14 protein-coding genes are annotated in these 15,438 nt (G+C 54.1%); 9 read left to right on the top strand and 5 right to left on the bottom strand.

The window, feature by feature from the left end:
* Position 1 precedes the first annotated feature (1 nt).
* From HYS22_06265 to HYS22_06235, 7 genes are all read left to right on the top strand, one after another.
* On the top strand, positions 2-934 hold the full coding sequence (locus tag HYS22_06265) for a D-alanine--D-alanine ligase (GenBank protein ID MBI1909756.1): 933 nt from the start codon (positions 2-4) through the stop codon (positions 932-934).
* Positions 931-1,689, top strand: coding sequence for an FtsQ-type POTRA domain-containing protein (locus tag HYS22_06260; protein ID MBI1909755.1), 759 nt, complete (start codon positions 931-933; stop codon positions 1,687-1,689). The genes HYS22_06265 and HYS22_06260 overlap by 4 nt, the downstream gene beginning before the upstream one ends.
* A complete protein-coding gene (gene ftsA, locus HYS22_06255) occupies positions 1,682-2,908 on the top strand; it encodes a cell division protein FtsA (GenBank protein MBI1909754.1) in 1,227 nt (408 codons plus the stop codon). Before HYS22_06260 ends, ftsA begins: the two co-directional genes overlap by 8 nt.
* Before the next feature lie 30 nt (positions 2,909-2,938).
* Positions 2,939-4,111 carry a cell division protein FtsZ gene (gene ftsZ / locus HYS22_06250; protein MBI1909753.1) on the top strand — a complete coding sequence of 391 codons (1,173 nt, stop codon included), beginning with the start codon at positions 2,939-2,941 and terminating at the stop codon, positions 4,109-4,111.
* Between the two features lie 61 nt (positions 4,112-4,172).
* Positions 4,173-5,402 (top strand): transglycosylase SLT domain-containing protein, encoded by a 1,230-nt coding sequence (locus tag HYS22_06245; GenBank protein ID MBI1909752.1) that lies wholly within the window; start codon positions 4,173-4,175, stop codon positions 5,400-5,402.
* Positions 5,403-5,439: 37 nt separating this feature from the next.
* Complete coding sequence (gene feoB, locus HYS22_06240) at positions 5,440-7,398, top strand: ferrous iron transport protein B (protein ID MBI1909751.1); 1,959 nt, start codon at positions 5,440-5,442, stop codon at positions 7,396-7,398.
* A 187-nt stretch (positions 7,399-7,585) separates the two neighbouring features.
* Complete coding sequence (locus HYS22_06235) at positions 7,586-8,269, top strand: metal-dependent transcriptional regulator (protein MBI1909750.1); 684 nt, start codon at positions 7,586-7,588, stop codon at positions 8,267-8,269.
* Here HYS22_06235 and HYS22_06230 read toward each other — a convergent pair.
* Together HYS22_06230 and HYS22_06225 are read right to left on the bottom strand one after the other, a co-directional pair.
* Positions 8,266-9,186 (bottom strand): YihY family inner membrane protein, encoded by a 921-nt coding sequence (locus HYS22_06230; GenBank protein ID MBI1909749.1) that lies wholly within the window; start codon positions 9,184-9,186, stop codon positions 8,266-8,268. The two genes, HYS22_06235 and HYS22_06230, sit on opposite strands and share 4 nt — an antisense overlap.
* A 44-nt stretch (positions 9,187-9,230) precedes the next feature.
* Positions 9,231-10,319, bottom strand: coding sequence for a hypothetical protein (locus HYS22_06225; protein ID MBI1909748.1), 1,089 nt, complete (start codon positions 10,317-10,319; stop codon positions 9,231-9,233).
* 231 nt (positions 10,320-10,550) lie between these two features.
* Between HYS22_06225 and HYS22_06220 the strand changes: the two genes are divergently transcribed.
* A complete protein-coding gene (locus HYS22_06220) occupies positions 10,551-10,760 on the top strand; it encodes a cold-shock protein (GenBank protein MBI1909747.1) in 210 nt (69 codons plus the stop codon).
* An 83-nt stretch (positions 10,761-10,843) separates the two neighbouring features.
* Here HYS22_06220 and HYS22_06215 read toward each other — a convergent pair whose 3' ends face one another.
* From HYS22_06215 to HYS22_06205, 3 genes are read right to left on the bottom strand one after another with little or no spacing between them, the layout of a single operon-like run.
* Positions 10,844-11,233, bottom strand: coding sequence for a hypothetical protein (locus HYS22_06215; GenBank protein MBI1909746.1), 390 nt, complete (start codon positions 11,231-11,233; stop codon positions 10,844-10,846).
* Positions 11,233-13,329 carry an elongation factor G gene (locus HYS22_06210; protein ID MBI1909745.1) on the bottom strand — a complete coding sequence of 699 codons (2,097 nt, stop codon included), beginning with the start codon at positions 13,327-13,329 and terminating at the stop codon, positions 11,233-11,235. Before HYS22_06210 ends, HYS22_06215 begins: the two co-directional genes overlap by 1 nt.
* A 45-nt stretch (positions 13,330-13,374) precedes the next feature.
* Entirely contained in the window at positions 13,375-14,124 is a 750-nt protein-coding gene (locus tag HYS22_06205) for an rRNA pseudouridine synthase (GenBank protein ID MBI1909744.1), read from the bottom strand.
* Between the two features lie 75 nt (positions 14,125-14,199).
* Between HYS22_06205 and HYS22_06200 the strand changes: the two genes are divergently transcribed.
* Positions 14,200-15,438 carry a sodium:proton antiporter gene (locus tag HYS22_06200; protein MBI1909743.1) on the top strand — a complete coding sequence of 413 codons (1,239 nt, stop codon included), beginning with the start codon at positions 14,200-14,202 and terminating at the stop codon, positions 15,436-15,438.

The raw sequence follows: 15,438 nt of genomic DNA, 5'->3' as shown, positions 1-15,438 counted from the left end.
AATGGACTTTAAGGGTAAAAAAATAGCAGTGCTAATGGGAGGGATGTCGCGGGAAAGGGAAATCTCGCTCCGAACCGGTGCGGCTATCTCGAAGGCCCTTCAAAAACTGGGGTATCCCTTCGTCACTATCGATGTCGGCTGGGATATTGACCAAAAGCTACGCACCGTAAACCCGGATATCGCCTTTATCGCACTTCATGGACGGTACGGTGAGGACGGTTGTATCCAGGGGCTTTTGGAAATCCTGAAAATCCCCTACACCGGTTCCGGACCACTCGCCTCCGCCGCCGCCATGGACAAGGCGCTGACAAAAACACTCCTGTTACCAACCGGTCTGACGATGCCTTCTGACCAGATTTTTCTGGAAGGGGAAGACCTCAAGGGATTTTTAAAAAAGACCCCGGCCCTGCCACTGATTGTCAAACCGAATCGGGAGGGATCAACCATCGGGATGACGATCGTCCGTCAGAAAGAGGCCTTGGAACCGGCGGTCCGTGAGGCCCTGCAATATGATTCCACCATCTTGATTGAAAAGTTCATTGAGGGAACGGAGGTCACCGTCGGTGTCCTGAACGGGAGAGCACTCCCCCCCTTAGAAATTATCCCCAAGGGCGGATTTTATGACTACCAATCCAAATACACCAAGGGGATGACTGAATATATCGTCCCCGCGAGGATTTCTCCTGAGTTGACCAAAAAATTAAAAGAGGACAGTGAAATGGTCTGGCGGGCCATGAATCTCGCCGGTGTTGCCCGCTCCGATTTTATCATCAGCCGACAAGACGGAAAACCTTACTTTCTCGAAGTCAATACGATTCCCGGCATGACAGAAACAAGTCTCGTACCGAAAATGGCCGCGGCGGCCGGGATCAGTTTTGAACAGTTAACGGAAGAAATCCTCAAAGGGGCAAGCCTTAAGGTGAATCAAGTATGAGAAAGAAGACGACACTAGCGACGTTGAGAAAAAGATCATGGATCATGGCGGCCCCGATCATTCTGATCCTTTTAGTCCTCGGGGGACGGCAGGCCTCACGGAACTTCTTCACCCTCCGTGAAGTGGTGATCCGTGAAGCGACCCCTCACCTCACCGAAGAAGAGATCCTCAAACTCTCCGGCATCCAGCTCGGAGCCAACCTTTTGACCCTACGCCTCTCAGGGATCGAGGAGAATCTCCACCGCTTCAGCTGGATCAAAGAAGTTTCCCTCCTCAAACGATACCCCGGACGCCTTTATATCGAAGTTAAGGAGCAAGAACCGGTCGCCCTGGTATTTTTCGGCAACTGGTTCTACGTCAGCCCGGAGGGAACGATTTTCAAGAAACTCACCTCCGAGGATTTTACTAATTACCCGGTACTCACCGGGCTTGAGCCCAATGGGTCCGAATTGTTAAATCAGGCGGTTTCTTTCCTGACCGATTATCAAAAAACAACAGCCTCCCGCACCTTTGGGATTTCGGAACTCCATTGGGACCCCTCGGAAGGATTTTCGGTCTACACCCTCCGCCCCTCCTTCAGAATCCTTTTCGGGCAGGAGAATTTAAACAAAAGGCTTGCCCAGTGGGAGAAGGTTGGCGCCACCCTGTCAAGAAGGGGAGAAAACAGGCCACAATTCGTCGACATGACCTACAACAAACGTGTTTTTGTTAAAACCAGAACTACTCAAACCGAAGGGAGGAAGCAAGATGCCTAAGAAAGAAGATCGCGTGGTTGGCCTTGACATAGGCACGACCAAGATCTGCGCCATCGTCGGTCAATTGACAGACGATGGAATCGATATCATCGGGATCGGTTCTCACCCGTCCCGCGGCCTTCGCAAGGGGGTCGTCATCAATATTGAGAGCACGGTGGAATCAATCAAACGGGCCGTGGAAGAGGCCGAAATGATGGCTGGTTCCGAAATCACCTCGGTCTATACCGGTATTGCCGGCGGTCATATCCGCGGCATCAACAGCCACGGGATTGTCGCCATCAAAGAACGCGAGGTCCAGCAAACGGACATAGAAAGGGTTATCGATGCCGCACAGGCGGTAGTCATTCCCCTCGACCGGGAAGTCATTCATGTCATCCCTCAGGAATTTATCATCGATGAGCAGGATGGGATCCATGACCCGATCGGGATGAGTGGCGTTCGTTTGGAGGCCAAGGTTCATATCGTCACGGCAGCGGTCACCTCCGCCCAGAACATTGTCAAATGCGCCAACCGGGCCGGATTGAACGTGAATGACATCATCCTGGAGCAGCTCGCTAGCGCCGAGGCGACACTGACTCAAGAGGAGAGGGAGCTTGGAGTCGCCCTGATCGACATCGGCGGGGGTACTACCGACATCGCCATCTTTTCCGGAGGCAGTGTGGTCTACACCTCGGTCCTTTCACTCGGCGGCAACCACATGACTAATGATATTGCCGTGGGTCTGAGGACGCCCGCCGCAGAAGCGGAAAAGATCAAGCAGAAGTACGGCTGTGCCCTTTCTTCCATGGTGCGGAAGGAAGAGACGATCGAGGTGCCGTCCGTCGGAGGGCGAAGCGATCGGATTCTCTCCCGCCAGATCTTGTCGGAGATTATCGAACCGCGTGTTGAAGAGGTCTTCAACCTGGTCCGTCAGGAGATCACCAAATCAGGCTACGAAGATTTGATCGCCTCAGGGATCGTCCTGACCGGCGGGAGTACCCTGATGGAGGGGATGCCGGAGCTGGCGGAACAGGTCTTTAACCTGCCGGTCCGACGCGGCATACCGCGCGGGATCGGCGGGCTGGTAGAGGTGGTCAAGAGCCCGATGTATGCGACCGGCGTCGGCCTGGTCCTCTATGGAAGCCAACATATGGCCAACCGGAAATTCCGGATTCGCGACAACAATGTCTACAATAAGGTAAAAGATCGGATGAAAGAATGGTTGGGGGAGATATTTTAATTAATCTTTAAAATAAGGAGGCAAAAAACCATGTTTGAAATTATTCCTGAGCAGGAAAAAGAAGTCATTCGAGGCGCCAATATAAAAGTAGTGGGTGTCGGTGGTAGCGGCGGGAACGCCATCAATACCATGATCCAGTCGGGTCTCTCCGGTGTCGAATTTATCGCCGCCAATACCGATAAACAAGCTCTTGGGGCCTCGCTGGCCGGCCACAAGATCCAGATGGGAAAGGAACTGACTCGTGGTCTCGGGGCCGGGGCGAATCCGGACATCGGCCGTTCCGCTGCGATCGAAAACGAGGCAGAGATCACTGAAGCGCTCCAGGGGGCCGACATGGTCTTCATCACCGCCGGGATGGGGGGAGGTACCGGCACAGGGGCCGCTCCTGTCATCGCACGCATCGCCAGGGATTGCGGCGCCCTGACGGTGGGCGTCGTCACCAAACCGTTCGCCTTTGAAGGAAGGCGTCGGGCCCGTTTTGCCGAGCAGGGGATGGAAGAGTTAAAGGAATCGGCGGATAGTCTGATCATTATTCCCAATGAGAGACTCCTCACCCTTGCCGGAAAAGAGACCACCATGCTGGAGGCCTTCCGCAAGGCCGATGAAGTCCTCTTTCAGGCGGTCCGCGGCATTTCCGACCTGATCCTGATCCATGGCCTGATCAACCTCGATTTTGCCGACATCCGCACCATCATGGGAGAGATGGGGATGGCCGTCATGGGGACCGGTGTTGCGTCCGGAGAGAACCGTGCCGTTGAAGCCGCCACACGGGCCATTTCATCGCCGCTTTTGGAAAACATGTCGATCACCGGGGCCACCGGCATCCTGATCAATATCACCGGTGGGAAAAACTTAACCCTCTACGAGGTCAACGAGGCGGCCAAACTGATCCAGGAAGAGGCGGATCCTGAGGCCAATATCATCTTTGGGTCTGTCATCCACGAAGGGATGGGGGATGATGTTCTCGTCACGGTGATCGCCACCGGCTTCAATAAGGGGACTTCTTTTCAAGCAAAGAAGGTCTCTCTTTCTTCAATCCAGCCGCCAGCCCGTTTGAAATCCGTCACACCGGCGGTCCCAAGGCAGACCGGAGGGGTTGGGGGAGTGATTGATATCAAGAAGATCGCCCAGGAGATCGGAATAACCGAAACGGGGGAGGATGAATATGACGTCCCAACATTTTTGAGAAAGCATGCGGACTAGCGAGCCTTATTATATTTGACAGGAAGGGCCGACGAACGTTATATTCAAGGGGAGAGTGACTATGAAAACACGGAATCAATTCCTGGGATTAGCCGCTTTTGCCTTCCTTTTCCTGGCCGGTTGTTCCGGGGCGTCCAAATCCCCCGAAACAGCCCATAGAACGGACCACTCCAGGGTAGCGGACTTTGATATCCCGATCGTCATGAACGATAAGGTCCAGGGCTGGCTTGATTTTTTCCAGGGGGCGGGGCGGGAACGGTTTGCACTCTATCTGGAACGGTCCCATAAATACCTGCCGATGATGCGGGCGATTTTTAAAGAACAGGGCCTCCCTTCCGACCTGGTCTATGTCGCCCTCATCGAGTCCGGTTTTAATCCAAGGGCCTTCTCCAGGGCGAGGGCTAGCGGGACTTGGCAGTTTATGTACCGGACAGGGGTGCGCTACGGGCTCAAGGCGAATGCCTGGGTTGATGAACGAAGGGATCCCAAAAAGGCGACCCTCGCCGCTTCCCTGTACCTCAGGGACCTCTACGCCCTGTTTAACGACTGGTATCTTGCCATGGCCGCTTACAATGCCGGTGAAGGGAAAGTCGGCCGGGCGATCCGGCGTTATGACACCCTCGATTTCTGGGAGGTGGCCGGACACCCCTATCTCAGGGCCGAGACAAAAAATTATGTCCCGAAGATGATTGCGGCGGCGTTGATCGCCAAGAATCCCAAGAAGTTCGGTTTCAAACAGCTCAATTATGAGGAACCGCTGGACCATGAAACCGTTCTTGTCGACGGAATGATGGACCTCCGGGTCGCCGCCCGCCTTGCCGAAAGAGACTACGAAGAGCTCAAAGAGCTCAACCCTGAATTGAAACTCTGGCTGACCCCCCCGAACACAACCTATGAATTGAAACTCCCGACCGGGACAGCGAGGCGGTTCGAGGAAAATTATGCCGCCCTCCCTCCGGAGCAAAGAATCGCGGAAAAGGTCGTCGTTGTCAAAAAGGGGGAGACCCTGCACAGGATCGCCAAAAGGGAAGGACTCCCCCCCACCTATGTTTCAACGGTTAACGGAGCCTCTCCTGTTCGGCCGGGTCGGTCCCTGCTGATCCCGTACCCGCCCCCCGAGGGTGAGCGGTGGGCCCTGGTTGACGAGTCAAAAAGGAAGGTAAAGGCCCGTCACAAAGGTTCCCGGAGCCGCAAGATGGTCCTCGATTCGAAGTCCCCCGAAAAAAAACAGAAAGCCAGCAAACCCAAACCGGCCGCCCCCCGCGTCGCCAAAACAGACAAAGAAGTGTAGTTGACATCAAAATCGAAAACGATTATCAATTTCAGTTATGGAGTGTACGCCGACGACGATCCCGGCCGAGACCTTGCCACGCATCGCGCTTGTTGGTAATCCCAATGTTGGCAAAAGCGTCATTTTTGGCTTTTTGACCGGCCGTTATGTCACCGTTTCAAACTACCCCGGGACGACAGTGGAGGTCTCACGGGGAGTTTCCCGTCTCGATAACAAGGAAGTGCAGATCATCGACACGCCAGGGATCAACAGTCTGGTGCCGATGTCCGAAGACGAGCAGGTTACCCGAAACATCCTTCTCGAGGAACGCCTGGATGGGATTATCCAGGTAGCTGATGCCAAAAACCTCCGCCGGGCCCTCTTTATTTCTTTGCAACTTGCCGAAATAGGACTCCCCTTTTTACTGGACTTGAACATGGAGGATGAGGCGGCGGCACGTGGGATCACCATTCATAAAGAAAAACTCTCTTCACTCCTCGGGGTTCCCGTTGTCGGGACTATCGCCATCCAGAAAAAGGGGTTAAAGGAGATCCGAAAGAAGAGTCTTTCGTTGACACCCTCCACCCACCATTTTTCCTACTCCAAAGAGATCGAACAGGCGATCCAGAGGCTCGAGGGACTCCTGCCGGAGTCTTTTATCTCCCGCAGGGCGGTCGCCCTGATGATCCTTTCGGGGGACAAAAGTCTGAAAGGGTGGCTTGCCAAACTGAGTGATACCGCCATTGACTCCCTGGAACAGATTCGCGGGGAATTGGCGCGCCGCTACAGCGAGCCTCTCGCTTATATTATCAACCGCCAGAGGCTCCGATCCGCCGAAGAACTGCTATCGGTCATTGTGAGGCAGGAAGATTCTCGTCGGGAAGGATGGGCCTCCTGGGTTGGCCGGATGGCGATGCACCCCCTCTGGGGGCTTCCCGTTCTCGCAACGATTCTCTTTCTCATTTACGAATTTGTCGGTCAATTCGGGGCCCAGACGGCGGTGGGTTGGCTGGAAAATGGCCTTTTCGGAAAATTTCTCAATCCCTGGTCCATCACCCTTTTTTCAAAAATATTTTCGTTTTCCCCATTCCTTCGTGACCTCTTTGTCGGGGAGTTTGGAATCATAACGATGGCGCTGACCTACGCCCTCGCTATCATCTTGCCGATCGTGATCACCTTCTTCATGGCCTTTAGCCTGATGGAAGACTCCGGCTACCTCCCCCGACTGGCGGTCATGCTCAACCGGATCTTCCGGATGATCGGCCTGAACGGCAAGGCGGTGGTCCCGATGGTCCTGGGTCTTGGTTGTGACACGATGGCAACAATGACCGCACGGATTATGGACACCCAAAAAGAACGGATTATTTTGACACTCCTCCTTGCCTTGGGGGTTCCCTGTTCCGCCCAGTTGGGGATCGTCCTGGCGATGCTCGCCGCCCTCCCCCTCTGGGCCACTTTCCTTTGGTTGGGGGTGGTGGGAGGTGCCCTGATCCTGGTCGGATTTTTGTCGGCACAGATCCTCCCCGGAGGAAGCTCAGACTTCATGATGGAGATCCCCCCGATCCGAAAGCCGACGCTCGCCAACATCCTGACCAAAACCATGGCCCGACTGGAATGGTACCTTAAAGAGGTAGTCCCCCTTTTTATTATCGGAACCCTCTTTTTGTTTTTTTTGGACAAGCTGTCTCTTCTCCCAAAAATTCAAAATCTGGCCTCCCCCATTGTTGAGGGATTTTTGGATCTCCCCAAGGAGGCAACCGAGGCCTTTCTTGTGGGGTTCTTGAGACGGGATTACGGGGCAACCCGTTTTTTTGACCTCTTCGGACAGGGTCGTCTCAGTGTCGTTCAGGCGATTATTTCACTCATCGTGATGACCCTCTTTGTCCCTTGCCTTGCCAATACCTTGATGATTCTTAAAGAGAGGGGGGTGAAAACGATGCTGGCGATCGTCGGTTTCATCTACCCGTTTGCCTTTTTCGTGGGGGGTGTCTTAAACTGGGGGCTGAGGGTCTTCTAATGACTTGTCCTTTATGTCAGTATAATTTTGATGACAAAGGGGCTTGCCATGGCTGTGGCCTGACCGATGGCTGTACCATGATCAAGTGCCCTAACTGCGGGTATGAATTTGTCGAGCGATCCGTGATCGCTGACTTTTTGATGAAACTTTTTAGGCGATTCAGGAAAAGGAAGGAGAAGCATCCTCAATGAAATCTCTTAAATGCGGCGAGGCGGTCACACGCCCCCATGAGATGGACGAGCTCCTGGAAAGGGTCTGGACCCAGCGGGAGCAGGGGTATGAAAATCGATCATCACTCCTCGAAAATACACCGATTGAAGAGGGAGAGCGATGGTTGCAAGCCCTTGCTAACGAAAAACTGATCCGGATACAGGGGGAAAATGTGCTCCTGACGCCTGCCGGTGAAAAAGAGGCCTCGGCCATCATTCGGCGTCATCGTCTTGCAGAGCGTCTCTTCGCAGACGTATTAAAAACCAGCGAAGCTGTTTGGGAGCGGGAGGCCTGTGAACTGGAACACCCGGCAGTTTTGACTGAAGAGGCCGTCAGTGCCGTCTGCTCGTTCCTGGGGCATCCTCCCACCTGTCCCCACGGGAGGCCGATCCCCCACGGCCCCTGTTGTTCTGAATTCAAACGGGACATCGCCCCTTTTGTGATCCCCCTTTCCGAGGCCTCCGTGGCTGATCATTATAAGATCGTCTTCATGACGCCGGAAAATCACCGCCGGCTGGACCGCCTCGCGGTGTTGGGCATTATGCCAGGAGGTCTTATTCGGATTCACCAGAAGAAACCTTCGTACGTCATTCAATGCGGCGAGACCGATGTGGCGCTCGATGCCGAGGTTGTCAGGGATATCTACGTCAAGAAGGTTTAAGCCTTGGGTGAACCACCCTTGGGTGAATCACCCTTCAGCTGATGGAGGTGTTCATTGGCAAAGGCCACGAGGGCTCCCACCAGGACGACCACCCAGGTATAATAGATCCAGACCAGAAAAATCGGCACCATCCCCAGGGAGCCATACACCTTATAAGTGCTGACAACCTGTGTGGCATAAAGGGTGTAACCCCATTTGGCCACTTCCCAGAGGCTCCCCCCGATTATCCCTCCCAGGAGGGCGGAGCGGACACGGACTTTGGTGTTCGGCATAATCAGGTAAAGGGCCGTAAACATCCCGAACGTGACCAGCCAGGGGATCTTGGCAATGAGAAACCGCTGGGCCCCGCTCAAGGACAGGATATCATTGACCAGCCGGCTACTCTGCAACGCCCCGGTCAGTGAGAGGGAGATCCCGAGAAGGACCGGCCCGATTGTGATGATTGTCCAATAGGAGGTAAACCGCCGGATAAAGGTCCGGCTCTTTGGGATTCCCCAGATATCATTGAAGGCCTGCTCAATAGTCGCCAGCACCGAGATGACCGACAGGATGAGAAGCATAAAACCGACCAGCCCGACGGCACCGCTCCGGAAATTTTCGATGAACTGGTCGAGGTAGGTAATAGCGGCATCCCCGGTGCCGGTCGCCAGATTGGAGAGGACAAACCTCTTGATCGGCTCCATCGCCTGGTTCAGGCCACCGAACGCCTTAAAAAGGGAGAAGGTGACCGCCAAAAATGGGACAATGGAAATAAGGGTGGTGTAGGCCAGGGCGGTGGCCCTCACCGGGATCTTGTTTTGCCGGTACCCCTTCACGACCGTGGCCACCAGCCTGGCCAGATAGATCGGGATACGACGGTACCACCGAAGGATAGGGGTATCCATCTCCCAGAGGGTCTGGGTGAAGAAAGTCTTCACTCTTTGGAGAATCTTCAAGGCGGGTTTAAGCCTACCACTTTCCTTTATTCAAAACAAGCGGGGTTCGGGGCTTGAGGCACAAGGCATTCCTGCCAATAGGCCTCGTGGATAATCCCCTTCAGGGTGGTGCGAGAGGAGGCCAACAACTGCCCCGGAATACCAAAGGCAAAGGAACCGATCACCCCATCAGGGACCCAGGACAAATTGGGGTTTGTTTTCACCTCAAAGATAAATTCTGTCTCCCCATCCGCCTGTTCCGTCAAAACAATCTGTCCCTCAACAGAGTTTACTTCATGTTCCAACGGTTTTAACCGGTAAAGCCGCTCCTGATCCGGGGTCAATCGCCTCATCGTAATCGTGACTCTCCTCCTCCCACCCCCTGATCTCTGCTCCTCGAGGGTGATATGGGCATAGAGCTCCCTATTGGGGAGAAGGGGGACATACGCCTCTTCATAAACGGTCATCCCTCCTCGAATCAGGTGGACTCTTTCCCTTTCCTCGTCTTCCGGGGTCAAAGGGGGCAAGGTCACCTTTTCTACACGGGCAAAGAGTTCGGAAGCATACCGTGGCATCAGTTCAACCATCCGGTCGTAGAAAACATCCTTAAGGGGGTTGATATCGATCGGGGCCTTTTTCACCACCCTCGCCTGAATCACACTCCCCGGCAACTGACGAACCGTAATATTCCCCTTTTGTACCGCCTCTTCAGCCCAGTAACCCATCGCCCGATCGAGGGCCTGCAGGGCGACCGGCCTATTCTCCTGAACAAACCGACGGAGGTGAGTCCGCAACAGGTCAACCTCTTCGTCACTATCAATCGCCTCACCATTCGGGCCATTCCCATCCGCCGCTTCTTCCAAAGTATCTTCATAAAGATCACTAAAGAATCCTTTGTTTAAACCGGCACTTTGAAAGAACGAGTCATCAAAAATCCGGGAGGCCTTCGTCTTGACGAGATGGCGTGAGGAGGGAAAGACCAGGATTTGCCGGTGGAAATCAAACAACTCGGACGGGGTTATCTCCCCATCCGCAAGGAGTTCCCGGACCGCCGCCGGCTCCATCAGGAGTTCACCGATAAGAACATTGGTCACTTTTTCCCTGAAAGGGGGTGCTATACCGACAGGACTCGTCATGGTACCCCTCATTTCGCCGATCGCCTTGAAAAGTTGCCTTAAAAAAGGGTAAAAAAAACCACTTGCCAACCTTTGGCAAATCCCCTATCCTCCTTCTTGTCAAAGCGTTGTAGTACTGGAGTACGTAGGGTCTTAAAATGACAGTGGTGAGTCAAGAGCTCCCCTCGAGGCATTTCGCCTCAACCCTTCCGTTGCCCAAGGCACTACCGCAATAAAAGAAGGAGGACGTTTATGTCCAAGAAAAAAGGAACCGTCAAATGGTTCAATGACAGCAAGGGGTATGGTTTTATCACCCCTGAGGATGGTGGCAAGGATCTCTTTGTCCATCACACGGCCATTATGGGAGATGGTTACAAGTCTCTCTCCGAAGGTCAACAGGTCGAGTTCAATGTCGGCCAGGGTCCCAAGGGAGAGCATGCCACTGAAGTCACTAAGGTCTAACCTAGAACTTTAAAGTGCGATAAAAACCGCTCCAGTATTGGGTGAGGCACCCTTCCTGGAGCGGTTTTTTATTGTCTGAATCGTTAGTCCTTCAAAGAGCCTGGCAGGGTCGAGTTCAAGCGGGCAAGGGTGATATCCAGCGAAAGGTCTTCGGCAAAGGCGTTTCGGATGTATCGGATTGTTTGGCGGATACCGTTTACGGTCTTGAGGTCATCGGTCGGATCCAACGCGATAAAGGTACTGTCCAACCGGGTGGAAATGAGCTGATTCAACTGATGGAGCAGCCGTTCCATCTTCAACTGTTCCTCCCTTTTGAGGACAATCAGCCGGCGGGGGAGAAAGTCGGTTTCTTTTTGGCCTTGTTGATGGGCCAGCGCCAGGGCCTCCTTGAGATACCAGATCCTGTTACCCGCCGCCTTGAGGTGCGACTGGAGGAGACGCAATTCCGCGAAAACCGCTTCAAAGGTGCCCATTATTTATTCTCCGCTGCCCTTTTATCCTGATACTGTTTCACCAAGACTTCTTGTACGTTTCTGGGGACCGGGGCATATTTCAAAAATTCCATCTGGAATTCCCCCTTCCCTTGCGTACTGCCGCGCAGATCGGTGGAATAACCAAACATCTCCGAGAGCGGGACCTCGGCATCCACCTGGACATACTTGTTGACCGTCGCCGTGCTTAAGATCAGGCCGCGGCGCTGGTTGATCTGCCCCACCACAGACCCCTGAAACTCTTCGGGGGCCTGGGTCTGAAGCCGCATGATCGGCTCCAAGACAATCGGCCGACACTGGTGATAAAATTCACGGACCGCCGTCATCGCGCAAATTTTAAAGGCCATTTCGGAGGAGTCGACATCGTGGTAAGCGCCGTCGTTAATCACCGCCCGAAAGCCGACAACCTGAAACCCGATCAGAAGCCCTTTTTTCAACTGTTCCTGGAAACCCTTGTCGCAGGCGGGAATAAATTCACGCGGGATTCGACCCCCGACAATATCATCGACAAATTCATAGGTCGTTGCCGCATCGGGCGGGAGCGGCTCAAAATAACCGCCTATCTTGGCATACTGTCCGGCCCCACCAGTCTGTTTTTTGTGCTGGTACATGAAATCTGTCTTCTGCGTGATCGTCTCGCGGAAGGCGACCTGCGGCTTGCCGGCGATCACCTCGCAGGCATATTCCCTCTTCATCCGCTCGATATAGATCTCCAGGTGCAACTCCCCCATCCCGGAGATGATCGTCTGGGCGGACTCTTCATCCCGGTGAACCCGAAAGGTCGGGTCCTCACGGGAGAACCGGTTCAACGCCTTGGAAAAATTGGCCGAGGCCGCTTTTTCCTTCGGCGCCACCGCCAAAGAAATAACCGGGTTCGGCACATGCATGGAGGTCATGGTGTACCGGATGGTCCCATCGGTAAAGGTATCCCCTGAGGCACAATCGACGCCAAACATCGCCACGATGTCGCCGGCACTGGCCGTCGAGATGTCATGCATCTCATCGGCATGCATCCGGACGAGCCGCGGGATCTTGACCTTCCGTTCGTTCATGGAATTGACGATAAAATCTCCCTTCGACACCTTTCCCTGATAAATCCTCATATAGGTCAGCTGGCCGAACCGCCCGTCTTCCAGCTTAAAGGCGAGACCGACAAACGGTTTTTCGGGGACTGACTGCAACACCACTTTTTCCTCGTTTTTTCTCTGGTCATGAGCCTCATTGTGAGACTCAGCAGGATTCGGTAAATAATGGCCAACGGCATCCAGAAGAAGTTGAACCCCCTTGTTTTTGTAGGCGGAGCCCATCATCACCGGGATAAACTTAAGCGAGAGCGTCGCCTTTCGGACTGCCTTCCGGAGGAGTTCGTCAGAAACCTCTTTATCATCAAGGTAAAGGTGGGCCACTTCGTCGTCAAAATCGGCGGCGGCGGCAACAAGCTCATGACGCAGTCCCTTGGCCTGACCGAGAAGGTTGGCCGGAATCTCCTCTACACGAACCTTCTCCCCGTTGCCCCCATCATAATAATTGGCCTTCATCTCAATCAAATCAATGACCCCCTGAAATTTGTCCTCGGCCCCGATCGGCATCGCAATCAGGTGGGCATTGTGCCCCAGTTTGTCACGAAGCTGGTTCATGCAACGAACAGGGTCGGCGCCGGCCCGGTCCATCTTGTTGACAAAGGCGATGCGCGGGACATGGTAACGGGTCATCTGCCGGTCGACCGTGATCGACTGGCTCTGCACCCCGGAAACGGCGCAAAGGACAAGGACGGCGCCGTCCAAAACACGGAGGGCCCGTTCCACCTCAATCGTAAAATCGACATGGCCGGGGGTATCAATGATGTTGATTACGTACCCCCCCCACTCACAATAGGTCGCCGCGGACTGGATGGTGATCCCCTTCTCCCGCTCCAGGTCCATGAAGTCCATCGTGGCCCCGACACCAGACTTGCCGCGAACCTCCTCAATCTTGTGGATCTTCTTGGTGTAGAAGAGAACCCGCTCGGTCAGCGTCGTCTTGCCCGAATCAATATGGGCGGAGATCCCGATATTCCTGACCTTTTCAATCCCTGCCATAATTCCTTCTCCTTTGGAATAGAAGGGTGGGCTTCTAGCCTATAGTCAGTCTGTTGTCGAGGGCTTTTTATCCAGGAATTTCTCCATCTTCTCCAGGGTCTGGCGTTCGGCGGCAGTCGGGGCCCTTGTTGCCCCCACAGCGAGGTCTCCCAGATGGAACGGTCCGAAGGCGACCCGTTTGAGACGCAGGACCGGATGACCCACCCCCTCAAAAATCCGGCGGACCTCCCGATTCTTTCCCTCTTTCAGGGTGATCTCAACCCAACAGTTATGGGGATTGATCTTCATCAACCTGACTTTTGTACGATTGGTCGGCCCTTCTTTCAGGGGAATTCCTTGGCCAATCCGGTCCAATGTCTCTTTGGAAATAACCCCCTTGACCTTTACCTCATAGGTCCGCGGCACCTCAAAACGGGGGTGGGTCAGGCGGTGGATTAGGTCGCGGCGTGAAGTTAAAAGGAGGAGCCCCTCGGAATCAAAATCGAGTCGTCCTACCGGCAGCAGGGACAGACGGTGGTGCGTCTGTACAGAAGGGAGATCGTAAATCGTAGTCCTTCCTTCCGGGTCACGTCGGGTAACTATTACATTTCTCGGTTTGTGGAGGATCCAGAATTCTTCTCCCGCGGGAGGAGAAAGCGGCTTCCCATCCACCAGAATTTTGTCGACCATCGAAGCCTTGGTCCCGAGGGTCGCCTTTTCCCCATTCACCGAGACACGGCCCCGTTCGATCCATTCCTCGGCCTGACGCCTGGAACAAAGACCGGTGGCGGCGATGATTTTCTGAATGCGCTCCATATTAGTTCGCTAGGGTAAACAATTTACCCGATAAGTTCTAGACATTTTCTTTTCTCCGCATATGATCCTTTGAAGATGGAAACCTTGTCGCTTCCCCTCTGGTCTGCCCTTCCATTCGCCGGTCTTCTCCTCTCAATCGCCATCCTTCCCCTCAAAGCGAGTCATTTTTGGGAGAAAAATAGAAATAAGTTGGCTGTCGCACTCCTCTTTTCCGCGCCGGTCCTGGCCATTTTTGTCCCGCATCAGACCGGCCCACTCCTTCACTCGCTGGTCGAATACACCTCGTTCATCATCCTCCTGGGGTCTCTCTTTGTCATTTCCGGGGGGATCCGGCTTACCGGTGACCTGAGGGCCTTGCCGGCGATCAACACCACCTTTCTGGCAATCGGCGCCCTCTTGGCCAATTTTATCGGGACCACCGGCGCCTCGATGCTCCTCGTCCGGCCATTCCTCAAGACGAATAGTGAACGGCATCATGTTTTTCACATCCCTGTCTTTTTCATCTTTGTGGTCAGTAACATCGGCGGCCTTCTAACACCCCTGGGGGACCCCCCCCTCTTTTTGGGTTATCTCCGCGGCGTCCCGTTTTTTTGGACCCTCCGTCTCTTCCCCCAGTGGCTAGTGGCGGTCGGGTTAGTCCTTCTTGTTTTTTTTATCTGGGATAGCCTGGCTTACCGCAAAGAAACGGCTGTGGATATCGTTGAGGATGTCATCCAGGAACAGCCGCTTAAGATTGAAGGGGTCCGGAATTTTGTTTTCCTTCTGGGGGTCGTCGGTTCCGTGTTTCTCCAAACCCCTTTGAGGGAGATCGGTATGCTGTTGATGGCAGGACTTTCCCTGATTACTACCCCAAAATTGGTTCGCCAGGAAAACGGTTTTGGCTGGAACCCAATCAAGGAGGTGGCGATTCTCTTTTTGGGGATCTTTATCACCATGGTCCCGGCGCTCATCCTTTTGGAAAAACATGGGGCCGAATCGGGGATTACCCAACCCTGGCAGTTCTTCTGGCTGACCGGTGGGCTCTCCTCTTTGTTGGATAACGCCCCCACTTACCTGGCCTTTGTGTCGCTTGCCCAAGGGTTGCACCTCTCGCCGGAAGTCATTTCCATCCCTGCAAAACTTTTGGCGGCGATTAGTTGCGGGGCGGTCTTCATGGGGGCCAATTCCTACATCGGGAACGGACCAAATTTTATGGTGAAGGCGATCGCCGAGGAGATGGGGTTTAAAACCCCCTCTTTCCTGGGCTACATGTTCTATTCCGGCCTGATTCTTCTGCCAGTCTTCGGGCTGATCACGCTGATTTTCTTCCTGTAG

It is taken from the genome of Deltaproteobacteria bacterium, from assembly GCA_016177765.1.
Lineage (GTDB): Bacteria > UBA10199 > UBA10199 > JACPAL01 > JACOUP01 > JACOUP01.
The sequence above is the reverse complement of the archived record's forward strand: the minus strand, read 5'-3'. Positions and strand labels throughout refer to the sequence as shown.